The sequence below is a fragment of the Stenotrophomonas sp. SbOxS2 genome (genome assembly GCF_013416715.1).
Lineage (GTDB): Bacteria > Pseudomonadota > Gammaproteobacteria > Xanthomonadales > Xanthomonadaceae > Stenotrophomonas > Stenotrophomonas lactitubi.
The window spans coordinates 98,604-122,946 of sequence record NZ_JAAVXD010000003.1 but is presented as its reverse complement, the minus strand read 5'-3'; the positions used below and the strand labels follow the sequence as shown (position 1 = coordinate 122,946).

Annotated in this window: 20 protein-coding genes; 5 read left to right on the top strand and 15 right to left on the bottom strand. The window is 68.1% G+C overall.

Going from position 1 to position 24,343, the window contains the following annotated elements; translation table 11 throughout:
* Positions 1-19: 19 nt before the first annotated feature.
* Together HFK18_RS05715 and HFK18_RS05710 are read right to left on the bottom strand one after the other, a co-directional pair.
* Positions 20-925: an NAD(P)/FAD-dependent oxidoreductase gene (locus HFK18_RS05715; protein WP_180165007.1), complete on the bottom strand. Its 906-nt coding sequence runs from the start codon at positions 923-925 to the stop codon at positions 20-22.
* Entirely contained in the window at positions 915-1,370 is a 456-nt protein-coding gene (locus HFK18_RS05710; protein ID WP_180165006.1) for an Rrf2 family transcriptional regulator, read from the bottom strand. Before HFK18_RS05710 ends, HFK18_RS05715 begins: the two co-directional genes overlap by 11 nt.
* 183 nt (positions 1,371-1,553) lie before the next feature.
* Here HFK18_RS05710 and HFK18_RS05705 point away from each other — a divergent pair, with 183 nt between their 5' ends.
* Entirely contained in the window at positions 1,554-3,674 is a 2,121-nt protein-coding gene (locus HFK18_RS05705) for a methyl-accepting chemotaxis protein (RefSeq protein ID WP_180165004.1), read from the top strand.
* Between the two features lie 91 nt (positions 3,675-3,765).
* Here the strand turns inward: HFK18_RS05705 and HFK18_RS05700 are convergent, their stop codons facing one another.
* Positions 3,766-4,668: a LysR family transcriptional regulator gene (locus HFK18_RS05700; protein ID WP_180165002.1), complete on the bottom strand. Its 903-nt coding sequence runs from the start codon at positions 4,666-4,668 to the stop codon at positions 3,766-3,768.
* A gap of 105 nt (positions 4,669-4,773) precedes the next feature.
* Between HFK18_RS05700 and HFK18_RS05695 the strand changes: the two genes are divergently transcribed.
* Both HFK18_RS05695 and dkgB read left to right on the top strand, forming a co-directional pair.
* Positions 4,774-5,988, top strand: coding sequence for an MFS transporter (locus HFK18_RS05695; protein ID WP_089237714.1), 1,215 nt, complete (start codon positions 4,774-4,776; stop codon positions 5,986-5,988).
* An 85-nt stretch (positions 5,989-6,073) separates the two neighbouring features.
* A complete protein-coding gene (gene dkgB, locus HFK18_RS05690) occupies positions 6,074-6,883 on the top strand; it encodes a 2,5-didehydrogluconate reductase DkgB (protein ID WP_099819865.1) in 810 nt (269 codons plus the stop codon).
* 116 nt (positions 6,884-6,999) lie between these two features.
* On the opposite strand, the gene HFK18_RS05685 is transcribed toward dkgB, so the two are convergent.
* Complete coding sequence (locus tag HFK18_RS05685; RefSeq protein ID WP_180165000.1) at positions 7,000-7,707, bottom strand: alpha/beta hydrolase; 708 nt, start codon at positions 7,705-7,707, stop codon at positions 7,000-7,002.
* A 45-nt stretch (positions 7,708-7,752) separates the two neighbouring features.
* On the opposite strand from HFK18_RS05685, the gene HFK18_RS05680 reads away from it, so the two are divergent.
* Positions 7,753-8,133, top strand: coding sequence for a YbjQ family protein (locus HFK18_RS05680; protein ID WP_180164998.1), 381 nt, complete (start codon positions 7,753-7,755; stop codon positions 8,131-8,133).
* Positions 8,134-8,186: 53 nt separating this feature from the next.
* Here the strand turns inward: HFK18_RS05680 and HFK18_RS05675 are convergent, their stop codons facing one another.
* Complete coding sequence (locus HFK18_RS05675) at positions 8,187-10,907, bottom strand: bifunctional acetate--CoA ligase family protein/GNAT family N-acetyltransferase (RefSeq protein ID WP_180164996.1); 2,721 nt, start codon at positions 10,905-10,907, stop codon at positions 8,187-8,189.
* A 135-nt stretch (positions 10,908-11,042) separates the two neighbouring features.
* The gene (gene mgtE / locus HFK18_RS05670) at positions 11,043-12,413 is read right to left on the bottom strand and encodes a magnesium transporter (protein WP_099819869.1); all 1,371 of its coding nucleotides are present in this window, start codon (positions 12,411-12,413) and stop codon (positions 11,043-11,045) included.
* Between the two features lie 342 nt (positions 12,414-12,755).
* Here mgtE and HFK18_RS05665 point away from each other — a divergent pair, with 342 nt between their 5' ends.
* Complete coding sequence (locus HFK18_RS05665; RefSeq protein WP_180164995.1) at positions 12,756-14,534, top strand: monovalent cation:proton antiporter-2 (CPA2) family protein; 1,779 nt, start codon at positions 12,756-12,758, stop codon at positions 14,532-14,534.
* A gap of 119 nt (positions 14,535-14,653) precedes the next feature.
* On the opposite strand, the gene HFK18_RS05660 is transcribed toward HFK18_RS05665, so the two are convergent.
* From HFK18_RS05660 to HFK18_RS05620, 9 genes are all read right to left on the bottom strand, one after another.
* Positions 14,654-17,992 carry an ankyrin repeat domain-containing protein gene (locus tag HFK18_RS05660; RefSeq protein WP_180164993.1) on the bottom strand — a complete coding sequence of 1,113 codons (3,339 nt, stop codon included), beginning with the start codon at positions 17,990-17,992 and terminating at the stop codon, positions 14,654-14,656.
* Positions 17,985-18,245 carry a YcgL domain-containing protein gene (locus tag HFK18_RS05655; RefSeq protein ID WP_165378427.1) on the bottom strand — a complete coding sequence of 87 codons (261 nt, stop codon included), beginning with the start codon at positions 18,243-18,245 and terminating at the stop codon, positions 17,985-17,987. The genes HFK18_RS05660 and HFK18_RS05655 overlap by 8 nt, the downstream gene beginning before the upstream one ends.
* Positions 18,246-18,404: 159 nt before the next feature.
* Positions 18,405-18,845, bottom strand: a complete 441-nt coding sequence (locus tag HFK18_RS05650; RefSeq protein ID WP_025877987.1) for a hypothetical protein — start codon at positions 18,843-18,845, stop codon at positions 18,405-18,407.
* Between the two features lie 37 nt (positions 18,846-18,882).
* Positions 18,883-20,121 carry a beta-ketoacyl-ACP synthase gene (locus HFK18_RS05645; protein ID WP_180164991.1) on the bottom strand — a complete coding sequence of 413 codons (1,239 nt, stop codon included), beginning with the start codon at positions 20,119-20,121 and terminating at the stop codon, positions 18,883-18,885.
* Positions 20,121-20,852 carry a 3-ketoacyl-ACP reductase FabG2 gene (locus tag HFK18_RS05640; protein WP_180164989.1) on the bottom strand — a complete coding sequence of 244 codons (732 nt, stop codon included), beginning with the start codon at positions 20,850-20,852 and terminating at the stop codon, positions 20,121-20,123. The genes HFK18_RS05645 and HFK18_RS05640 overlap by 1 nt, the downstream gene beginning before the upstream one ends.
* The gene (locus HFK18_RS05635) at positions 20,849-21,307 is read right to left on the bottom strand and encodes a hotdog family protein (protein ID WP_180164987.1); all 459 of its coding nucleotides are present in this window, start codon (positions 21,305-21,307) and stop codon (positions 20,849-20,851) included. The genes HFK18_RS05640 and HFK18_RS05635 overlap by 4 nt, the downstream gene beginning before the upstream one ends.
* Entirely contained in the window at positions 21,304-22,491 is a 1,188-nt protein-coding gene (locus tag HFK18_RS05630) for a beta-ketoacyl-[acyl-carrier-protein] synthase family protein (protein WP_180164985.1), read from the bottom strand. The genes HFK18_RS05635 and HFK18_RS05630 overlap by 4 nt, the downstream gene beginning before the upstream one ends.
* Positions 22,488-23,042, bottom strand: a complete 555-nt coding sequence (locus tag HFK18_RS05625; protein ID WP_180164983.1) for a DUF3261 domain-containing protein — start codon at positions 23,040-23,042, stop codon at positions 22,488-22,490. The genes HFK18_RS05630 and HFK18_RS05625 overlap by 4 nt, the downstream gene beginning before the upstream one ends.
* Positions 23,030-24,304, bottom strand: coding sequence for an NAD(P)/FAD-dependent oxidoreductase (locus HFK18_RS05620; RefSeq protein ID WP_180164981.1), 1,275 nt, complete (start codon positions 24,302-24,304; stop codon positions 23,030-23,032). Before HFK18_RS05620 ends, HFK18_RS05625 begins: the two co-directional genes overlap by 13 nt.
* Positions 24,305-24,343 lie beyond the last annotated feature (39 nt).

Below are 24,343 nucleotides of genomic sequence, written 5' to 3'. Positions count from 1 at the left end.
CACGCGTGGATGCAGCAGCTCAACGCGGCAGGCTGTCTTCGCCGACCAGCGCATGGTGCACGCCGATACCCGCACGCACCCCTTCGGCCATGGCCAGGGTGATGTTGCCGACCGTGGTCGCATCACCGGCCGCATGGACGTTCGGCACCGAGGTCTGCTTCATCATGTCCACCTCGATCAGCACGCCCAGCGGACTTTCCACCAACGCGCAGCCCAGTTGCTGCACCAGCGGCGTGGCCATCGCCTGGCCGGCAGGCACGAACAGCGCACGCTGTGCGATGCGGCGGCCATCGGCCAGCTCGACCTCCAGCCAGGTGGGCTGATCGCCCTGCACGCCGACCACGGGGGTGGTTTCGATCTGCACGCCGCGTTGCTGCATGGCGGCCAGTTCCTCGTCGCTGATCGGCAGGCCCTGGCTGAAGAAGGTGACGTTGCCCCAATCGGCGAACAGCGGCGCCTTGCCGGCCGACATCGGATGGCCGCCGAGCAGGCCGATCGAACCGCCACCCACTTCGTAGCCGTGGCAGTACGGGCAGTGCAGCACGGTGCTGCCCCAGCGTTCGGCCATGCCGGGCAGTTCGGGCAACTGGTCGGCGATGCCGGTGGCCAGCAGCAGCTTGCGCGCGGTCAGCACCTGACCGTCGGCGGTATGCACCTCCACACCCTCGGCGCTGGCCGAGGCCCGCACGGCTTCGGCATTCAGCCAACGCACGGTCGGGTAGTCCAACAGTTGCTGGCGTGCGTTCTTCAGCAACTCGGCGCCACTGATCCCGTCCATGCCCAGTACGCCGTGCGAATGGCTGGCAAAGCGGTTGCGCGGCGAACCCGCGTCGATGATCGTGACCGGCCGACGCGCACGCGCCAGGATCAGTCCGGCGGCGATGCCGGCGTAGCTGCCGCCGACGATGAGGACATCAGGATTCATGGTGAACTTCCAGGGAACGGTGATGGGCAAGATGGCGGGCGAAGTCGGCGCCAAGCTGGTCGAGGGTGGTTGCCTGCAGCCGCTGCTCGAGCAGGCGCTGCGCTTCGCGGGCGCTCTCCAGCAGGGCCTGGTTGACCAGCTGCTGGATCGGGCAGCCGCCCATGCCTTCGCGGGTACCGACCTGGACCATCGGCGGCGCGCCGATGGCCTGGTAGACGTCGTGCAGGGTGATCGTCGCCGCATCGCGGGCGAGCTGGCTGCCACCACCGTGGCCGCGCGTGCTGCGGACCAGGCCGGCCTTGTGCATCTGCGCCAGCAGGCGGCGGATCACCACCGGATGGGTTGGCAGGCAGGTGGCCAGCTGTTCGGAGGTTCGCGGCCCGGGCTGGCCGACCAGATGGGCCATCACGTGCAGGGCATCGGAGAGCGGATTCGCGGATTTCATGTAACTACGATAGTTACATTTAAACCAGCTGTCGAGGGTCTGCTTTCGTTCCATATGGACACATTTGTCCTATTAAACACACCCTTCACATCACTAAACAGAACGGGAATGTGACACGCATCGCACTTCAGAGACCTAAAGGATGGTCGATACCGCATCGCACCCCTTCCGAGATCTCGTCCCATGAAAGCCTCTTCCCATGCGCCGCGGCTGCAGTCGAAGCTGCTCGGTGCCGTTTCTGTTGGTCTGGCCGTTGTCCTGGTATGCGCCCTGGCGGGCCTGGCGTCTGCCTGGTTGAAGCTGTCCACCGAAGTCCCCCCGGAGGTCGCCCACAGCCGCGACGCCGAGCGCCTGCAGCGTGAGTTCCGCGGGCAGGTGCAGGAATGGAAGAACGTGCTGCTGCGCGGTCACGATGACGCGTTGCGCCAGCACCACCTGCAGGCCTTCGACAGCGAAGGCCGCCTCGTCGCCGAACTGGCCAAAGGCCTGGCGGCCAGCCCCGATGCGCGCACGCGTGAACTGGCGCAGGCGTTTTCCGGCCTGCATGCTCAATTGCAGCTGGATTACCACGCGGCACTGCAGGCCTTCGCTGACGCCGACTATGATCCTGCGGCCGGCGATTCGCTGGTGCGTGGCAAAGACCGTCCGGCGGCCAGCGCGCTGGATGCCCTGAGCACGCGTGCCACCGCGGTTGCCGAGACCGCAGTGACCGCGCGCTCGCAGCAGGCACGGCAGACGCTGCTGCTGTGCGCCGCACTGACCATTGGCGCGGCCGTGCTGCTGTTGATGGGCCTGGGCTGGTGGCTGCGGCGTGCCGTGGTGCAGCCGGTGCTGGCCGTGGAAGCGGCCGCACGTGCGGTCGCTGCCGGCGATCTCGACTACCACGTGCAGGTGCGCAGCCGCGACGAGATCGGTCGCCTGGCGCAGGCGATGCAGGCCGTGCAGAGCACTCTGCGTGGCGTGCTCGACGCGCAGACTGCGATGGCCAAGGCTCACGACGCCGGCACGATCAGCCACCGCATGGACAGCAGCGCCTTCCCCGGCGCCTACGGCACGATGGTGGCCGATACCAACACCCTGGTCGATGCACACATCCAGGTGAAGATGCGCGCGATCGCGATCATGGGCCGCTATGCAGTGGGCGACCTCAGCCTGGACATGGAGCGCCTGCCGGGCGAAAAAGCCGTGATCACCCAGGCGCTGGATGCGGTCAAATCCAACCTCGGTGCGATCAACGGCGAGATCCGCCGCCTGGCCGAAGCCGCTGCCGCAGGCGACTTCAGCCAGCGCGGCGACAGCGCGCGCTTCGAGCATGATTTCCGCGCGATGGTCGATGGCCTGAACCGGTTGATGCAGACCACCGAACACAACCTCGGCGAGGTCTCGACCATGCTGCGTGCCATTGCCGATGGTCGCCTGGGCGCACGCATGCACGGCGATTTCCAGGGCGTGTTCGCCCGCATTGCCGGCGATGCCAACACTACGGCGGCACAGCTGGCCACGATCGTCACCGACATCAAGCACGCCTCGGGCAGCATCCACACCGCCGCCGCCGAGATTGCCGCCGGCAACAATGACCTGTCGCGCCGCACCGAACAGCAGGCGGCGAACCTGGAAGAAACCGCCGCGTCGATGGAAGAACTGACCTCCACGGTGCGCCAGAACGCCGAGCATGCGCGGCAGGCGAACCAGCTGGCGATCGGTGCGCACAGCGTGGCCTCGCAGGGCGGTGAAGTGGTCGGCCAGGTCGTGGCGACGATGGATGCGATCGAAGGCTCCTCGCGGCAGATCGCCGACATCATCAGTGTGATCGACGGCATCGCATTCCAGACCAACATCCTGGCGCTGAACGCGGCAGTGGAAGCGGCACGTGCCGGCGAGCAGGGCCGCGGCTTCGCAGTGGTCGCCAGTGAAGTGCGCACGCTGGCGCAGCGCTCGGCGGCAGCGGCCAAGGAAATCAAATCGCTGATCGAGGCATCGGTGGAACAGGTGGGCCACGGTGCGCAGCGTGTGCGCCAGGCCGGCGACACCATGGCCGAGATCGTCGCTTCGGTACAGCGCGTGACCGACATCATGGCTGAGATTTCGGCTGCCTCGCAGGAGCAGTCGGCCGGCATCGAGCAGGTCAGCCAGACCATCATCCAGATGGATGGCACCACCCAGCAGAATGCTGCGCTGGTGGAAGAAGCGAGCGCGGCGGCACGCAGCCTGGAACAGCAGGCGAACCGCTTGATCGACTCGGTGGATGTGTTCGATCTGTCGACCACGGCGGCGGCAAAGGATGCCTTGGCGCGCGCGGCGTGATCCTTTGCAGGCAGCCGAGCATGGGCTCGGCTCTACACCGGGCCGTCGATCGTTCCGGGCTCTGTAGAGCCGAGCCTACGCTCGGCTCACATCAGCGCAGGTAATCCGATGCGGCCATCGCTTCACCCAGATAATCCAGGAACGAGCTGATCCGTGCCGACACGGCCGTGTTGCGGTAGTACACCGCATGGATCGGCTGGTACACATCCAGCGTCTGTGCGGCCAGCACCGGCACCAGTGTGCCGGCCGCACGATCGCGTTCGGTCACGAAGTCGGACAGGCAGGTGATGCCCACGCCTTCCACCGCCAGCGTGCGCAGCGTCTCGCCGCTGGATACCGCGATATCCGGGCGCACCAGCAACTGCCCGTCGGCATCGCCCGGCAGCGGCCAGCGGTTCAGCGATTCCGGTTCGTTGAAGCTGAGCAGCGTGTGCTGGCCCAGCGCCGCCACGCTGGTCGGCTCGCCGTGCGCGGCCAGGTAGCCCGGGCTGGCCAGCACCTGCAGCCGGCAGCGTCCCAGCGGCCGTGCATGCAGCGTGGAATCAGCCAGCGGGCCGATGCGGATCGCCAGGTCGGTACGCCGTTCCAGCAGGTCGATGTAGCGCTCGGAACTGTTCAACTCCAGCTGCACGTCCGGATAGCGCGCGCGGTAACCGGCCACCAGCGGCGCGATCACGTGCAGCACGAACGGCATCGCCGCATCCACCCGCAGCCTTCCGGCCGGACGCTCGCGGCGCGCAGCCATCTGTTCCTCGGCCGATTCCACTGCATCGATGATCGCCCGCGCGTGACGCAGGTAGGCCTCGCCCTCGGCGGTCAGGTGCAGGCGGCGGGTGGTACGGGTCAGCAGGGTGGTGCCCAGCTTGTCCTCCAGCCGGCCCAGCGCGCGGCTCACGCCTGAAGGCGTCTGCCCCAGCTGCTCGGCGGCGGCGCTGATCGAACCGCTGTCGATCACCGCCAGGAAGACCTGCATTTCGTCGAGGGTGGTTTTCATGCCGCCATTATTGACCACGCGGCAAGAGTGATTGGCGTGAAGACCGGTTTTTCGGCAAAGGTCGGCCGCGCACACTGCGCCCCTTCCTTCGCTCTGGACACTGTCATGATCCGTGGCATTCCGCTCGCCCTGCTGGCGCTGACCCTCGGCGCCTTCGCCATCGGCACCACCGAGTTCGTCATCGTCGGCCTGATCCCGACCATCGCCGCCGACCTGCAGGTCAGCCTGCCGTCGGCCGGCCTGCTGGTGTCCCTGTACGCGCTCGGCGTGGCCGTTGGCGCACCGGTGCTGACCGCACTCACCGGCCGTGTGCCGCGCAAGACCCTGCTGGTCGCGCTGATGGTGCTGTTCACCCTCGGCAACGTCATCGCGTGGATGGCACCGGGCTACACCTCGCTGATCGTCGCCCGCATCCTCACCGGCCTGGCCCACGGGGTGTTCTTCTCCATCGGCTCGATCATCGCCACCGCCGTGGTGCCGAAGGAGAAGGCCGCCAGTGCCATCGCCATCATGTTCACCGGCCTGACCGTGGCACTGGTGACCGGCGTACCGCTGGGTACCTTCATCGGCCAGCACCTGGGCTGGCGCGCCACGTTCCTGGCGGTGGCCGGGCTGGGCGTGATCGCGCTGCTGGGCGCTCTGCTGTTCGTGCCGCGCGGCCTGGCACAGAGCGCACCGGCCACCTTCCGCCAGCAGCTGGGCGTGCTTGCGCAGCCGCGCCTGCTGATGGTCTACGCCATCACTGCACTCGGCTACGGCGGCACCTTCCTGTCCTTCACCTACCTGACGCCGATCCTGCAGGACGTCACCGGCTTCTCGGCCAACGCGGTCAGCCTGGTGCTACTGGTGTATGGCGTGTCGGTGGCGATCGGCAACCTGTGGGGTGGCCGCATGGCCGACCGCATGGGCCCGGTGCCCGCGCTGAAGCGCATCTTCGCGCTGCTGGCCGTGGTGCTGCTGGTGATGACCTTCACCGCCCACAACACCTGGTTGATGCTGCTGACCGTACTGGCACTGGGCGCGGTGGCATTCGGCAACGTGCCCGGCCTGCAGGTGTATGTGGTCAAGCAGGCACAGCGCTACGCACCGCAGGCCACCGATGTGGCCTCGGGCCTGAACATCGCCGCGTTCAACATCGGCATCGCACTGGGTGCATCGCTGGGCGGCCTGGTGGTCGAACACATCGGCCTGATGCACACGCCGTGGCTGGGCGCGCTGGTGGTGGTCGGCGCGTATGGCCTGACCGTGCTGAGCGGTCGCCTGGACCGTCGCGACGGCATCGATGATCGCGCCGAGGGCATCACGGTGGCGGCGCATTGATGAGCGCAATGCACCGTTGCCGGCATGCACACGGCCCCTGCCCTACCCTTTGCAATCACCTCCTTCCCCCGCTTTGGAGTTCCCCATGACTGTCCCCGCTTTCGGTCTCGGCACCTTCCGCCTGAAAGACCAGACCGTGATCGACTCGGTGCGCAACGCACTGGACGTCGGCTACCGCGCCATCGACACCGCGCAGATCTACGGCAACGAAGCCGAGGTCGGCCAGGCCATCGCCGAGTCCGGCGTGCCGCGTGACGAGATCTACCTGACCACCAAGGTGTGGATCACCGAGTTCAAGCGCGACGCACTGCTGGCGAGCCTGCGCACCAGCCTGGAAAAGCTGCGCACCGACCATGTCGACCTGGCGCTGATCCACTGGCCGTCGCCGAACGACAAGGTCGATACGCCGATGGAGGAGTACCTGACCGCGCTGGCTGAAGCCAAGGCGCAGGGGCTGACCCGCGAAATCGGCATCTCCAACTTCACCATCGCCCAGACCCGCAAGGCGATTGAGATCCTCGGTGCCGATGCGATCGCCACCAACCAGGTCGAGATCCACCCGTACCTGCAGAACCGCCTGCTGGTGAAGTTCCTGCAGGACAACGGCATCCGCGTCACCGCGTACATGAGCCTGGCCTATGGCGAGGTGATCAAGGACCCGGTGATCCAGGCCATCGCCGGCCGCCATCAGGCCAGCCCGGCGCAGATCGCACTGGCGTGGGCGCTGCAGCAGGACTACGCGGTCATTCCGTCGTCGACCAAGCGCGAGAACCTGGCCAGCAACCTGGAGGCGGCAGCGATCCGCCTGACCGAGGACGACATGGCGCAGATCGCCAAGCTGGACCGCGGCCATCGCCTGGCCAATCCGGAAGGCATTGCGCCGGCCTGGGATTGATCCCAGCGTCGCGCACGGGCAGGTTTGGGTAGATGCCGACCTTGGTCGGCGCTTGCCTCTGGTCGATCGATGAAACACCGTGCCGACCAAGGTCGGCACCTACCAGAAGCGTGGGTTCAGCCCTCGCCCTGCAACAACCACCCGCGCATCGCCGCACTCACCTCGTCCGGCTTCTCCATCGGTGCCAGGTGCCCGCAGTCGGGCACCACCACCAGCTGCGAATGCGGCACCAGCGCGTGTATCTCTTCGCTCACCGCCAAGGGCGTGATGCGGTCGTTCGCACCACAGACGATCAGCAGCGGATCGCGGTAGCTGGCCAGCACGTCATGGCCGTCACTCCGTTCCAGCGCGCTCTGCCGCAGGAACACCTCCGCACCCAACCGCGCGGTCATGTCGCGCACGCGCTGCACCAGCACGTAGTCGTCCAGCCGCGAGGCGTCGATGTAGCTGCGCATCAGCACATCGCCAAAGCCATGGAATTTTCCCGGCAGGCGCACGCTGGCACGCTGGCTGCGACGTTGTTCGGCACGTTCGGGAGAGTCGGCATGGATCGAGGTGTCGATCAGGGCCAGCTGCAGGACGCGCTCCGGCGCGGTGCGCAGGATCTGCTGGGCCACGAAGCCACCCAGTGAGAAACCGGCCAGCGCGAATCTCGCGGGCGCCTGCGCCAGCACGTCCTCGGCCACCGCCTGCAAGGTCTCGCCCCGGGTCTGGTCGCCCACGGTGCAGTCGGCGATATCGGCCAGGTCGGCCAGCTGCGCGCGCCAGAGTTCGGCATCGTTGAGCAGGCCCGGGAGGAGGAGCAGGGGAATACGGTCGGTCATGGCGGTATTGTGGCGCCTTCAAACCCACAAGACGACCAGACACCCATGGCCGATCCCTACAACAGTGGCACTCCCAGCACCTCCGCAGCGCGCTTCGATGATTCGATGGTGACCACCGCCTTCGAGCTGCCCGGCTACCGCATCGAGCGCAACCTGGGCGTGGTGCGCGGCATCACCGTGCGCTCGCGCTCGATCGTGGGCAACTTCCTTGGCGGCCTGCAGACCATCTTCGGCGGCAACATCACCATCTACACCGAGCTGTGCGAGCAGGCACGCGAGGAAACCTATCGCGACATGGTCAAGCATGCGCGGCAGCTGGGCGCCAACGCGATCATCGGCATGCGCTACGACGCCACCGATGTGATGACCGGGCTGACCGAGGTGCTGTGCTATGGCACGGCGGTGGTGGTGGAACCGTTGCGCTGAATCCGGCGTTCCGCCGGGCATGGCATCAAGTGCAGCCGAGCGTGGGCTCGGCTCTACAGCGGAGGCGCAGCGACTTCGACCTGTTGTACCGGCAACGTCACCATCATCACCGTCGGGTCGTCCGGGTCCAGCCGGGTCTTGAAGCCCAGGCTCTGGCACATCGCCAGCATGGTGCTGTTCTCGCGCAGCACCTGGCCTTCCACCACGTCCAGGCCCAGCCATTTGGCGTACTCGATCATGATCGCCATCAGGCGCCAGCCGATGCCGTGGCCCTTCAGGTCCGAACGGATCAGGATGCCGTACTCGCCGCGGTGGTAGTCCGCATCGGCATGCAGTCGCACCGCACCCAGCATCTCGCCGCTGCGCGGCTCAATAGCCACCAAGGCGATCGAGCGCGCGTAGTCCAGCTGGGTCAGGCGGGCGATGAACTCGTGGCTGAAGTGCTTGACCGACTGGAAGAAGCGCAGGCGCAGATCCTCATCGCTGACGCGCGCGAAGAACGCGCGGAACAACGCGTCATCTTCCGGCCGCACCGGGCGTACGAAGGCGCGACCGCCGTCGGACAGTTCGATGGTGCGTTCCCATTCCTTCGGATACGGGAAGACGGCGAAGCGCGGATGGCCACGGCCCTTGTGCAGGATGCGCGACGGCGCAACCGCCACGCGCGCGTCCAGCGCCAGGATGCCCTTGCTGTCGACCAGCAGCGGGTTGATGTCCAGCGTGCGTACTTCGGGAATATCTGCTGCCAGCTGCGCCAGCTTGACCAGCGCCAGCGCCAGCGCGCGCTCGTCGGCCGCTGGCACATCGCCGTAGGCCTTGAGGATGCGCGAGGCGCGGGTCTGGCCGATCAGCTCGTGGGCCAGGCGCAGGTCCAGCGGGGGCAGCGCCAAGGCCTTGTCATTGATGACTTCCACCGCCGTGCCACCACGACCGACTACGATCACCGGGCCGAACGTGGCGTCGTCGGCGATGCCGACGATGAGCTCGCGCGCCTTCGGGCGGACGATGGTCGGCTGCACCAGCAGGCCGTCGATGCGGGCGTCCGGCCGCAGCTGTCGCGCACGGGCAAGGATCGCCTTGGCCGCGCTCTGCACCGCAGGCAACGTCGCCAGGTTCAGGCGCACGCCATCCACTTCGGATTTGTGCGGAATATCGGGCGACAGGATCTTCAGCGCGACGGTGGCACCACGCTCCAGCAGCGGTTGCGCCAGGTCCATCGCCTCGTGCGCATCGCGCGCGTGCATCACCGGCGCAGAGGGGATGCCGTAGGCCTTCAGCAGTTCATGGGTGGCCAGCGGATCCAGCCAGCCTTGACCGTTGGCCAGCGCGGCCTCGACCAGCGCACGTGCACGCACGGTGTCCACGCTGAAGTCCTGCGGCAGGCTGGGTGGCGTTTCCATCAACGCGTTCTGTGCTTCGCGGTAACGCACCAGATGCTGGAAACCGCGTACGGCTTCGGCTTCGGTGGGATAGGTCGGCACGCGTGCCGCGTTGAGGGTAGCGGTGGCCTGGTCGTCGTTGCCCAGCCACACCGCGAATACCGGCTTGTCGCGGTGATGGCGCGGGCGCAGGCCGAGCGTGCGGGTCAGCGCCTGCGCGGCGTCGGCCGAGGAGGTGAACGCCGTGGGCACGTTGACCACCAGCACCGCGTCGTTCTCGTTGTCGGCCAGCAGCGCCTCGATGGCCGTGGCATAGCGATCACCATCGGCATCGACCACGATGTCGACCGGGTTGCTGCGCGACCAGCCCTGCGGCAGTACCGTATCCAGCTTCTGTACGGTGCTGTCGGACAGCTGCGCCAGCGTGCCATGCAGGGCGATCAGCTGGTCCACCGCCAGGTGGCCGACACCGCCGCCGTTGCTGAGGATGGCCAGGCGACGACCGGGGAAGGTACCGAGGCGGCCCAGCGATTCGGCCGCGGTGAACAGTTCGTCCAGCGCGCTCACCCGCAGCAGGCCGGCACGGTTGAATGCCGCGCCGTAGACATCATCGGCACGCGCCAGGGCCTGCACGTGAGTATCGGCGCTGCCCGGCTGCACCCGTTCGGCGCGGCCGGACTTCACCACCACCACCGGCTTGGCACGCGCGGCGGCACGGGCGGCCGACATGAACTTGCGGGCGTCCTTGATCTGCTCGACGTAGAGCAGGATGGCGCGGGTGCGGTAATCAGTAGCGAAATAATCCAGCAGGTCGCCGAAGTCCACGTCCATGGTGTCGCCCAGCGAAACCACGGCGGAGAACCCCACCGAACGTGCCACGCCCCACTCCACCAGGGCGGCGGCGATCGCCGAGGATTCGGAGATCAGCGCGAGGTCGCCGGCCTGCGGGAAATGCGCGGCGATGCTGGCATTGAGCCGTGCATGCGGTGCGATCACGCCCAGGCAGTGGGGGCCGAGGATACGCAGGCCATGCGCGCGCGCGGCAGCCTCTACCTGTGCCCACGGCGAGCCCGGGCCTTCACCCAGATGCGCGGTGAGGATGATCGCGGCCTGCACGCCGCGTTCGGCGGCGGTGCGTACCACCTGCGGCACGATCGCCGCCGGCGCGGTGATCACCACCAGCTCCGGCACCCAGTCCAGGTCCTTCAACCGCTTTACCGTGCGGATGCCGTCGATCTCGGCGTGGCGCGGATTGATCCATGCCACCTTGCCGGGGAAGCCGGTGCCACGCAGGTTGCGCATCACTGCGCGGCCGGCCGAGCGCTCACGCGGGCTGCCGCCGATCACCGCGACCGACTGCGGACGGAACACGGACTGCAGGTGGTAGGTACTCATGTGCCTACGTTACACGGACCGGCGCTGCGGCGGCATGATCGTACGCAGGAACCTGGCATCGCATCCACGCATGGCGTGGATCTACCATGGCTGCCAGGACCAGTAGATCCACGCCATGCGTGGATGACGCCCCCGTTACAGCAGGGTGCCGTGCAGAATCATCGCAGCGATGCTGAAATAGATCACCAGGCCGGTCACATCCACCAGGGTGGCGACGAACGGGGCCGAGGCGCTGGCCGGGTCGAAGCCCAGCCGCTTGAGGATGAAGGGCAGCATCGACCCCGACAGCGAGCCGAAGGTAACGATACCCACCAGCGCGGCGCCGATGGTGATCGCCAGCAGGATCCAGTGCTCGCCGTAGTCATGGAAGCCACCAAGCTGCCAGATCACGATGCGTACGATGGCCAGGCAGCCGAGGATGGCGCCGAGCACCATGCCGGTGGGCACTTCGCGCAGGGCCACCTTCCACCAGTCGCGCAGGCGCAGCTCGCGCAGGGCCAGGCTGCGGATCAGCAGCGAAGTGGCCTGCGAACCGGAGTTGCCACCCGAGCTCATGATCAACGGGATGAACAGGGTCAGCACCACCGCGCGCGCCAGTTCGTCCTCGTAGTGCTGCATCGCGCTGGCGGTCAGCATCTCGCCCACGAACAGCACGCTCAGCCAGCCGGCGCGCTTGCGCAGCATCTCGAAAAAGCCGATCTGCATGTACGGCTTGTCCAGCGCTTCCATGCCGCCGAACTTGTGCGCGTCTTCGGTGGACTCTTCGATCAGTGCATCGAGGATGTCATCGACGGTGACGATGCCGAGCATGTGCTGCTGCGCGTCCACCACCGGGATCGCCAGCAGATCGTGGCGGCGGATCAGCCGTGCCACGTCTTCCTGATCCATCTGCGCATCCACCATCACCGGCGGGTTGACCTGGGCCACGTCCAGGATCGATTCCTCCGGCAGGCCGGTGATCAGCCGCCGCATGGTCACCACCTGCTGCAGCTGCTGGGTGGCCGGGTCGAGGACGTAGATCGCGTACACGGTCTCGCGCGTGCGCTCGACCTGGCGGATGTGCTGCAGGGTCTGGGCCACGGTCCAGGTGGCGGGCACGGCGACGAACTCGGTGGTCATCAGCGCACCGGCGGTGTTCGGCGGGTAGCTCAGCAGCTTCTGGATGGTCTGCCGGGCTTCGTTGCCCAGCAGCGGAATCAGCCGCGCGCGTTCCTCTTCATCCAGCTCGTGGACGATGTCGGTGGCACGGTCGTCGGCCATCAACCCCAGCAGCGCGGCGGCGCGTGCCGGCGGCAGCGCGGCAACCAGTTCGCCACTGCGGTGCAGCTCCGGCGCCTCCAGCATCTTCACTGCACGCGGCAACGACAGCGCGGCCAGCGTCTCGGCGGCGCGCTGCAGTTCGAGCGTGTTGAGGAATTCCACCGCGTCGGCGGTGTTGTAGTTCGCCAGCGGTGCCGACAATGCTGCGGCATCGGCCACCGGACGCAGCAATTGCTTCTGGTTCATGGTGATTCGCCTTCATGGGGTGCGACATCGCGCAACGCCAACGCAGGCAAACCGTCCCGATGTCAGACGGTGGCCATCGCTGGCGTCGACCGAGGTCGACTTCTACTGTCGCTGGACATGGGTTGGGGACTCCGGAAGGGTGTACTGACGGACATGCCGGCAGCGGCGGGCAGTCTGGACCGGCGACCGGTGCAGGTCAACCCGCCGCCGGTGACCGGGCAAGGGGCCGACTGCCGTTCTCGTGCGTACACAGCCGCGCGCGCATAATGGCCAGGTGGCATCCGCCGCGCTTCCCCCCGCCGAACGGACGCACAGCCGGCCTCCCGATGACCAGGTATTCCCATGCATAGCGGTGGTCTGGAACTGGCACTGGTGCTGCTGCTGGCCGCGGTGATCGCGGTGCCGGTGTTCAAGAAGTTCGGCTTCGGCGCGGTGCTGGGCTACCTGGCGGCCGGCGTGGTGCTGGGGCCGGATGGCCTCGGCTTCGTGCAGGATGCCGACCGCATCCTCGGCGCGGCCGAGATCGGCGTGGTCATGCTGCTGTTCGTGATCGGGCTGGAGCTGTCCCCTGCCCGCCTGAAGGTGATGCGGCGCTCGGTGTTCGGTGCGGGCGCGGCGCAGGTGGCGCTGTCCGGGCTGGTGCTGGGCGGCCTGCTGCTGCTCGATCACTTCCAGTGGAAGAGCGCGCTGGTGGTGGGCGTGGCGCTGGCGCTGTCGTCGACCGCGGTCGGCCTGCAGCTGCTGTCCGAGCACAAGGCGATCAACAGCGACCACGGCCGGCTGGGGTTTGCCATCCTGCTGTTCCAGGACCTGATCGCCATTCCGCTGCTGGCCGCGATTCCGCTGCTGGGCGGGGTCAAGAACGAGACGCTGCGCTGGGAAGATGCCGCCGTCGCGCTGGGCGCGCTGGCGGTGGTGATCCTGTGTGGACGGCCGGTGCTGCGCCGCCTGTTCGGCATCATCGCGCGCACCCGCAGCCCGGAAGTGTTCACCGCTACTGCGCTGCTGGTGGTGCTGGGCACCGCCTGGTTCATGCAGGAGGCCGGCCTGAGCCCCAGCCTGGGGGCGTTCCTGGCCGGCGTGCTGCTGTCCGATTCGGAATTCCGGCACGAGCTGGAATCGCAGATCGAGCCGTTCAAGGGTTTGCTGCTGGGCCTGTTCTTCATCGCGGTGGGCATGGGCATCGACCTCGACCGCATCGCCGCCGAGCCGTGGATGATCGCTGCCGGCGTGGCGATCCTGCTGGTGGTGAAGTTCAGCCTGCTGTACGCCATCGGCCGCATCGCCAAGCTCAGTTCGCGGCAGTCGCTGCTGCTGGGCAGCGTGCTGTGGCTGGGCGGCGAATTCGCCTTCGTGGTGTTCAACGAAGCGCAGCGCGCGCACCTGCTGGGCAATGCCAACCATGACCGGCTGGTGGCGATCGTCGGCCTGTCGATGGCGATCACCCCGTTGCTGATGATCGCCCTGATGCGCCTGCTCGGCGAGGAGAAGGCCGCGCCACGCCAAGCGGCGGAGGCCGACAAGGTGGCGCCGGACAATCGTCCGAAGGTGCTGATTGCCGGCATGGGCCGCTTCGGCCAGGTGATCGCGCGCCTGCTGACCGCGCAGAAGGTGCCGTTCGTGGCGCTGGAAGCGAACCCGGACACCGTGGCCGACCTGCGCCGCTTCGGCAACCAGCTGTACTACGGCGACCCGACCCGGCCGGAGATGCTGCGCGCCGCCGGTGGCGAGCACATCGACGTGTTCGTGATCACCGTGGACGACCCGGAGACCAACCTGCGCGCGGTGCGCATGGTGCGCCGCCTGTACCCGGATGCGACGGTGCTGGCACGCGCACGCAACCGCCAGCATGCGTGGCGGTTGATGGACATGTCGGCCGAACCGTTCCGCGAAGTGTTCGGTACCAGCCTGGAAATGAGCGGGCGCGTGCTGACCGCGCTGGGCGTGGCCCCGAACGTGGCCGAGCGCCATGTGCAGCAGTTCCGCGAACACGACGAGAAGCTGCTGCGCGACCAGTACCTGGTCTACGACGACGAGGCGGCGGTGATCCAGACTTCGCGCGATGCGCGCAACGACCTGATGCACCTGTTCGAAGCGGACGCGGAAAGCGACGACAAGTAGATCCACGCCATGCGTGGATGTTGTTGTTTCCGTGCGCGGCGATCATCCACGCATGGCGTGGATCTACTGAAGGCATCCTGCCGACCAACGGTCGGCACCCACCCTATGGAGTGCGACCTTCAGCCGTTGTCGCGCAGGAACCTGGCCATCGACGATACGCCCGGCACGCGCGGCTCGAACTCGGCGGCGACGTCGATGAAGCCGCGCATCACCGCGATCTCGCGCGGGCTGCGGTTCAAGCCATCGCGCGCTTCCGGATCGGCACCGGCGCGCAGCAGGCGCTGCACCAGCAGCGGCAGCCCGTGCAGGGCGGCCAGGTGCAACGGGCCGAAGCCACGCGGGTCGCGCACATCCAGGCTCACGTCTTCATCCAGCAGGCGCTCGACAGCGGCCATCACCACCTGCTCGTCGCAGGCGGTGCCCGGTTCGGCGCGCGCGCCCATCAGCAGCAGCAGCGGCGTGACCGCACCGGCGGCGGCCTGGTCCGGTTCTGCACCGGCCAGAAGCAGGGTGTCGAGCAGCGCCAGCAGGCGCGAACGATCGCGCGCACTGAAGCCATACAGGGCCGCGCAGTGCAGCGGCGCAAGCTGCTGGGCATCGCCGGCATGCACGTTGGCACCGGCGGTGAGCAGGCGCGCCACGATGTCCGGCAGGCCCAGCGCCGAGGCCAGCATCAGCACCGTGACCCCGCCAGGCAGGCGGTGTTCGAGCTGCGCCCCGGCGTCGAGCAGGGCCGAGACGATCTCGACCTGGCGCATGCTGACCGCCGCCGACAACGGCGTCGCACCACTGGCAGCGGCATGCTGCGGATCAGCACCGCGCGCCAGCAGCAGGTCGACCACGGCCAGATGGCCACCGCCGGCAGCACGCAGCAGCGCGGTGCAGCCCTGCGCATCGACGGCGTCGATGGCAAAGCCGAGATCATTCAAACGACGCACGGCATCGACATCACCGGCCATCGCGGCGGCCGGCAGATCGCCTTCGCGCAGGGTCCTGCGCGGCAGCGGCCAGACCCGCCAGTCCAGCCAGTCGGCCAGATCGCGACGACCGATCGACAGCGCCACGCCCAGCGGCGTCTGCCCATCGGCAGCACGCGCTTCGGGCGAGGCGCCGTGCTGCACCAGCAGCTTCAGGGCACTTTCGCGCGCCAGTGCGGTGGCCAGATGCAGCGCGGTCATGCCATGGCTGTCGCGTGCTTCACGGTCCACGCCAGTGGTGAGCAGGGCCTGCTGCAGGCGCAGCCAGCCCAGGCGCACGGCCAGTGACAACGGCGGATCACCGGCCGGCGAGGCAGCAAACGGATCGGCGCCGCGTTCCAGCAGCTCCAGCGCCAGCTGTTCCAGGCCACGCGCCGCCTGGTCGTGCTGCGCACAGGCGGCCAGGAAACGTGCCAGGCCACCACGGCCGGCCGGCGACAGGCCATGCTGCAGCATCACCTGCAGGGCCGGCACGGCATCGATGCCACGCGACAGCAGCGCGAACATCGGTGTATCGGCACAGGCGTCACGCACGTACGGATCGGCACCGTGGGCGAGCAGCCAGTCGACCGCGCGCGGCTCCAGTGCCAGCTCCGGATCGAGCAGCAGACCACCCAGTTCTTCCGGCTGGCACAGCCTGGCCAGTGCGGCCATGCCATCGGTATTGCCGAACCCCAGCGCCTCGCGCAGCAGGGTCAGCGGCGGGCGATCGGGCAGCAGGCCGCTGGCACTGGCCGTCTCACCGCGCTCGGCCAGGCCATCGCTGACGGCGGCGGGCAACGGGTAAGACGGATCCAGCAGGGCGACGATCGCCCAGCGACCGGCTTCGGCGGCGTAGTCCACCGCGCGTCGACCTGCCGGATCGCTGCCATCGGCGGCGATGCCCAGTTCCAGCAGGCGCTTGATCAACAGCGGCGAAACGTCCTCGGCCATCGTTGCCAGCAGCACCGCGTTGCGGCCATCGGTGTCGACTGCAACCAGATCGGGCTTGTGCGGCAGCAGGTGCTCGACCACGGCGGCGCGGCCGGCACGTGCAGCTTCCAGCCACGGGGTACGGCCGAGCGCATCGCGCGCTTCCAGGTTGGCACCGGCGGCAAGCAGCACGCCGATGATGTCCACGTGGCCGGCCAGTGCCGCTTCGTGCAGCGCGCTGCGGCGCTGGCGGTCACGCGCGTCGGCACGTGCCTTGTGCTTGAGCAGCAGCTGCACGCCGGCTGGATCATCGTCTTCGGTAGCGGCCGCGGCCAGCAGCACCGGGGTGCCGTCAGCCGGTTCGCTGCGGGCGCCGCGCTCCAGCAGGAAGCGCGCGAGGCGCCAGTTGCCGACCTGGCAGGCCACCGCCAACGGCGACCAGCCATCACGGTTCAGTGCGTCGACTTCAGCCGCTGCATCGCGCAGCAGCGCGGCCACGCCCGGGTCGGAACTGCGCGCGGCGTGATGCAGGGGCGTGTTGCCCTCGCTGTCGGTGGCGCGCGAATCGGCACCGTTGGCCAGCAGGGTCATCACCGCTTCCGGACGCCCATGCCAGCTGTCGCGGGTGGCGGCCAGCAGCGGGGTCATGCCGCGATGCGGCGCGTTCACATCGACGCCGCGGCCGATCAGTTCACGCAGCAGGCGCAGGTCCGGCAGGACGGCGGCGAGCACCGCCAGGCTGCGCTGGTCGCGCCAGTTCGGGTCAGGCAGGGAATACGGATCGGCGCCGGCCTGCAGCAGTTGCAGCGCACGATCGATGCGGCCGTGGCGCGCGGCTTCGTACAGGGCCGGGGTCAGCTCCTGCGGCGCCAGAGCTTCCAGCGGCGTGGTGTCCACGACCGCGCTGAACAGCGTTTCGCGATCGACTGGCAGTTCCGCGCCAAGCGGGCTGCGCAACGAGACCAGCGGCGCCGGTGCAATGCGCTGCAGCAGCAGGTGCAGCAGAGGCGACAGCAGCAGCACCGCCAGTGCCGACGGCCAACGTGCGCTTTCCGGCAGCAGGTCCGGCCAGGTCGGCAGTACCACCAGTGCCGCCAGGGCCATCACCAGTGCTGCCGCGCCAAGGCCACGCCAGGCGCTGAGGTCACGACCGGCCAACGCCTGCCAATGCTGGGCCAGGCCACCATCGAGACGCTCGACATCGTTCCACAGCGGCCAGGTGCGCCAGGCCGCCAGCAGGCCGGCGCTGACCAGCACGCTCAGGCCCAGCACCGCGGCAAGACTGCCGCTGTCGCGCAGCGCGGCCAGTGGCCAGGCCAGCAGCAGGGCCAGCAGCAACGGCGCGGCGGTCCACAGTGCCAGCAGCGCCGGCAGGTCCTGGCGGGCGATCACCTTCGGCGGCAGCAGCGTGCGGCTGCGTCGCCACCACGAGATTCCCAGTGCGAACGCCGGTTGCGCCAGGGCCGCCAGTACCGCACCGGGCAGGCCACCCAGCGCCGATCCCAGCGCCAGCAAGGCACCGAGGGTGAAGGCCAGCGACAGAGCGCGGGAGCGGGAAAGCTCAGTCATAGTGGCGCAGCATCATGCTGCTCACCGACGGCGGCACCTGCAGGTAGAACCCGCGCTCGGTCAGTTCGCTGCGCACCTTGGCCGGATCGGCCTGGGCCAGCCGGCGCTGCGCATCCAGGGTCACTTCCAGCACGAAGACGAGCGCACCCAACGACGCCGACAGCGGCGCAGGCAAAGCGCTGAAGTCATCGCGTCGGGCGAGATAGACGTAGGTGTCCGGCTTGAGTTGGCTTTTATAGACGTAGGCGTGCATGTCCACGGGACGATAACCCGGGAAGAGCCGTGATTGTGTCGGAAAGCCGACACCGGGGAAAGCCGTCACGCGACGATGGCGGCGTGATCGACGGCGTTTCCCCGGTGAGGTTCAGCAATGTGGCGACGCCGTTCAGCCAGCGCCACCGTTCCGCCGCGCTTACTTGACCTTGGCGTAGGTGCCCTTCAGGGCCACGCCGGCGACGAAGGTGCCGGCCCAGCACTCGTAGTTGGTCGCGCTCTTGAACTCGTTCTTCTTGTAGTAGCTGACGATGTCGACCACGGCGTTGGCGCCGCGCGACTTGGCACCGTCCTGCAGCGCCAGCAGCGCCGACAGCGCCACCCAGTTGCAGGCCTCGACGTCGCTCTTGTTGGCGGCGTTGGTCTTCTTGTTGGTCACGTCTTCGCCCAGGCGCTGCTGCACGCTGACCGGCTGGCCGGCCAGGTAGAAGCGCACGCTGCCGTCGATGCCGGCATCTTTGGCGGCCTGCGAACTGATCAGTTCGCGCAGGGACTGCTCGACGCGGGTATCGCGCGCCGAAGCGGTGGAAGTCAGGGCCAGCAGCGCGGTGGCAGTGGCGATCAGCAGGGTGCGGCGCATCGGAACGTCTCCTTGTTGAGGTGCGGGTACGGCGGGATCACTCGGTCCAGCGACGGAACACCAGCGAGGTGTTGATGCCGCCGAAGGCGAAGTTGTTGCTCATCACGTACTCGGCCTGCAGCTCGCGGCCCTGCCCGGTGATGAAGTCGAGCTGGCCGCAGCGCGGGTCCACCTCGACCAGGTTCAGGGTTGGCGCGAACCAGCCGGCGCGCATCATCTCGATGCTCATCCAGGCTTCGAACGCACCGCAACCGCCCAGCATGTGGCCGACGTAGCTCTTCAGCGAGCTGATCGGCACGCGGCTGCCGAACACCTGGGCGGTGGCCTGGGTCTCGGCGATGTCGCCGTGGTCGGTGGCGGTGCCGTGGGCGTTCACGTAGTCGATCTGCGCCGGCTGCAGGCCGGCGTCTTCCAATGCCAGGCGCATGGCCTGGGCCATGGTGTCGGCGCTGGGCTGGGTGACGTGCTGGCCGTCGCTGTTGGTGCCGTAGCCCACGATCTCGGCAAGGATGGTCGCGCCGCGTGCCTGTGCGTGCTCCAGATCCTCCAGGATCAGCGTGCAGGCGCCCTCGCCCAGCACCAGGCCATCGCGGCCGGCATCGAACGGACGTGGGGTGGTGTGCGGCGCGTCGTTGCGCGTGCTGGTGGCGAACAGGGTGTCGAACACTGCCGCAGCGGTGGCGTCGAGCTGTTCGGCGCCACCGGCCACCATCACCGTCTGCTTGCCGCTGCGGATCGCTTCGTAGCCGGCACCCACGCCCTGGCTGCCCGACGTACAGGCGCTGGAGGTGGTGTAGACACGCCCGGACAAGCCGAAGAACACACCGATATTGACCGGCGCGGTGTGGCTCATCATCTTCAGGTAGGTGGTGGCGCTGATGCCGTCGGTGGTGAACTCATGCAGCATGCGACCGAATTCGCCGGTGGCCTCGTGGCTGCCCGACGATGAGCCGTAGGCCACGCCGGTACGGCCGCTGCGCAGCACCGGGTGCTCGAGCAGGCCTGCCTCACGCAGGGCGACCTCGGTGGCGCGCACCGACATGATCGCCACCTTGCCCATCGAGCGGGTGGTCTTGCGGTTGTAGTTCGGCGGCAGCTCATAGTCCTGCGCCGGCGCGGCCAGCTTGGTGTTCAGGCCCGCATACACATCCCATTCCGGCATCGAACGCACCGCGTTGCGGCAGCTGCGCAGATGGGCCTGGATGGTCGGCCAGTCATGGCCGAGCGGACTGATGGCGGCGGCACCGGTGACCACCACGCGACGATCGGCGGCCATCAGATCATCCCCCCGTTGACCGAGATCACCTGGCGGGTGATGTAGCCAGCCGGCTCGGACAGCAGGAACGCGACCGTGGCCGCCACTTCCTCGGGCCGACCAACGCGACCGGCCGGGATCAGCTTCAATGCGTGTTCGACCACTTCTTCGTTGAGCATGTCGGTCTCGATCAGGCCAGGGGCCACGCAGTTGACGGTGATCTGGCGGCTGGCCAGCTCCAGCGCCAATGCCTTGCTGGCGCCGATGATGCCGGCCTTGGCAGCACTGTAATTGACCTGGCCACGGTTGCCGGCCACGCCGGACACCGAGGACAGAGTGACGATGCGGCCGGGCTTGCGCCGCCGCACCATCGGCATGATCAGCGGATGCAGCACGTTGTAGAAGCCGTCCAGATTGGTGTGGATCACCTGGTCCCAGTCGTCCTCGGACAGTGCCGGGAAGGCGCCGTCACGGGCGATGCCGGCATTGCACACCACGCCGTAGTAGGCGCCATGTGCCTCCACGTCCGCTTCCAGCGCGGCGCGCGCGGCGGCACGGTCGGCCACGTCGAAGGCCAGCACGCGGGCCTGCTGGCCCAGTGCCTGGATCTCGTCGGCCACCGCCTGTGCTTCCTCCACACGGTTGCGGCAATGCACCACCACGTCGAAGCCATCGCGCGCGATACGCAGCGCAATGGCCCGGCCGATGCCCCGGCTCGCGCCGGTCACCAGCACGCTTCGATTTCCTGTCATGCCTGTCCACTCTCCAGATAGGCCATCGAGTCGGCCGGTTCGAACACCGACACGTTGGCAACCGCCCATTCTTCTTCGCCTGCCAGGATGCGGCAGGCAAACATCCCCAATCCATTGTCGCCCAACAGCTCGCAACGCGCCTGTACCTGCAGGCGGGTGCCGCTGGGGAAGCTGCTGCGCGTGCTGGCATAGCGCCGGCTGCCGAGCAGGAAGCCCAGCTGCGGCGGGTTGCCGGCCGTACGCGCACGGCAGCCGGCCCAGGCGGCGATGGCCTGGGCCATGTATTCGATGCCGACCCAGGCCGGGACCGCGCCGTCTTCGATGAACAGGCCGGCCTCGGGCACCACCAGTTCCGCCTCGATGCTCTCCTGGTCCCAGCGCAGGATGCGGTCCAGCAGGCACATGTCCTGGCGGTGCGGCACCACTTCTTCGATGGCATACAGCGGCAGGCTCATCGGCGCTCCAGTGCCAGCACGGCATTGCTGCCGCCGAAGGCGAACGAATTGCTCAGCACCCGCCGCGGCAGCTGCGGCAGGAAGGTCGCCGGGGCGACCAGCGGCAACGCCGGCAGCGCCGGATCGGCCACGCCGTCCCACCAGTGCGGCGGCAGCTGCTGCTGCGGATTCTCGGCCAGCAGGATCCAGCACAGCGCCGCTTCGATCGCACCGGACGCACCCAGCGTGTGGCCGGTCAATGGCTTGGTCGAGCTGGCCGGCACATCGGTGCCCAGCACCTGCGCCACCGCCAGGCTTTCCATCGCGTCGTTGTGGCCGGTCGCAGTGCCATGCAGATTCACGTAATCCACTTCCGAAGGCGCCCAGCCGGCACGCTGCAACGCCTGCTGCAGGGCATCGATGGCGCCCAGGCCCTGCGGGTCCGGTGCGGACATATGGTGCGCGTCGGCTGACTCACCCCAACCGGCCAGGCTGACCGGACCGGGTTCGCGGGTCAGCAGGAACAGCGCGGCGCCCTCGCCGATGTTGATCCCGCAGCGATGCTGCGAGAACGGATTGCAGCGCACGGCGGAGACCGATTCGAGCGCGCTGAATCCGGCGACGGTGAACCGGCACAGGGAATCGGCACCACCGGCGATGACCGCATCGACGATGCCCGAACGCAGCATGCGCGCAGCCGACATCAACGCCTTGGCGCTGGACGAACAGGCCGTGGACAGCGTCCAGGCTGGGCCCAGCGCGCCACTGCGCTCCCGCACGAACTGCGCGGCGGTACCCATTTCCTGCTGCGCGTAGTCGAAGCCTTCGGGCCAATGGCCGTGCTCGGCGCGGGTACGCAGTGCCTGTTCGGATTCACCGATGCCCGAGGTACTGGTGCCCAGCACCACGGCCACGCGCTCGGCACCGTAACGGCTGATGGCATCGGCAACGGCCGGCGCGATCTGCGCCAGGGCCACGTCCAGCAGCGCGTTGTTGCGGCCACGCAGGGACACCGGCAGTGCTTCCAGCGTCGGCAACGGGCTGTGCACTTCGCCCAGCGCCAGGGTGCGACCTGGCAGTAGGGTGGCGTTGTCGCTCAGCCCGCCGGGCACGTCGGCAAACAGCGCAGCCGCCACCGCAGCGCGGCCGTCACCCAACGCGCAGACCACGCCGAGGTCGTTGAGGAAAATGGGCGCGCTCTTCATTGCTGGCCGGCCATGTCGATCGATTCGATGCGCAGGGTGTAGCCCTCGGCGCGGTTGTCCAGTTGCACGCTGCCATCGGCCAGGCGCTGCAGTTGCAGCCACACGGTGCCGTCGCGCGACAGGCTGCGCTGGCGGCCGTCATCGCTCACCTGCCAGCCGGCCGGCAGCGCGGCGGCAATGGCGTCGGTTGGCCACAGCGCGAACTGCAGGTCGTCCAGCACGCGTTCGGCGCGCACCTGCGGCGGCAGCCACGGTGCACGCTGCTGGGTCAGCTGCTGGCCATCCCACTGCAGGCGCACGCCGGTCTGGCCCATCGCCTGCACGGCCAGCCGCACCTGCTGCGCGTCGGCCTCCAGCAGCGCATCCAGATCACGCTCGTGGCTGCCGAAGCGGAAGTGCAGCTGCTGCTGCAGAGCCAACGGCGCCGGCAGGCTGGACGGTGCCAGCCGCAACGGCGGCAGCTCGACCAGCGGCCGCGGCATGCGGCTGGCACAGGCGGCCAGCAGCAGGCACAGCAGGACCGCAGAGAGGCGGGCAATCAGGCGCTGCACAGTTCCTCCAGCACACGCATGCGGCGGCCGCTGTCGTCGGCCACATACGGATTGTTGGTGTCCCAGGCGTAGCCGGCCAGGATGGAGCTGATCATGTCGCGCACCTGCGGCTGCTGGTCGGGGTGGTAGATGATCTTCTGGAAGCCGCCCTGGTACCAGCTTTCGACGAAGCGGCGGAAGGTTTTCACACCGGCACGCAGCGGAATCGAGAAGTCGCTTTCCCAGTCAACGGTCTCGCCCGCGTAGCGGCGCTTCAGGCATTCGCTGGCCAGTTGCGCGGATTTGAACGCGATGGTGACGCCGGAGGAGAACACCGGATCCAGGAATTCGCCGGCGTTGCCCAGCAGCGCATAGCCCGGGCCCCACAGCGAGCTGACGTTGGCCGAGTAGCCGGTGATGCGGCGCACCGGCAGCACGGCCCATTCGGCGTTGGCCAGCAGCGAGGTCAGGTTCGGGTCCTCGCCGACGATGGCCTGCAGCTTCTGCAGGTCGTCGCCTTCGTAGCGCTCGAAGAATGACGGCTCGGCCACCACGCCCAGCGAGCAGCAGCCGTTGGAGAACGGGATCGTCCAGTACCAGACGTCGATGTGCTCGGGATGGGTGGTGATCAGGATCTTGTTGCGGTCGAAATCCGCTTCGGCCGGGATGTTGTCACGCACGTGGCAGAAGATGGCGCCACGCACCGGGAAGTTGGACGGCGATTCCAGGTCGAGCAGGCGCGGCAGCAGCCGCGCGAAGCCGGAAGCGTCGAGGATGAAATCGGCTTCGATGCGGTACTCGCTGCCATCCGGGCGGCGCACGTTCACCACCGGCTGTTCGCCCGGCTCGACCGCCAGCACTTCGTCGCCGAAGCGCAGGGTCGCACCCATGCGCTCGGCGCCACGCGCCAGCACGTTGTCGAAGTCGGCGCGCTGCACCTGGTAGGTGGTGCCCCAACCCGGCGAGAACTTCTTCCTGAAGTCGAACGCGGTGCGCGCTTCCCCGTGCACGAAGGCCGCGCCGTTCTTGTACTGGAAGCCCGCCTCGACCACGTCCTGCAGCAGGCCCGCCGCCTCGATGTATTCCATGCTCTGCGGCAGCAGGCTCTCGCCTATGGAAAAGCGCGGGAACTGCTGGCGCTCCAGCATCAGCACCTTGCGCCCCTGCTGGCGCAGCATCGCCGCGGCCACCGAACCGGCCGGGCCGGCACCGATGATCAGGATTTCGGTACGTTCCACGTCTTCGTGGCCGGAAGAATCAGCGGCATCCACAGCAGTAGTCATCGGTGCGTCCTTGTTGCTCGATCAGGTGGAAAAGCGGAG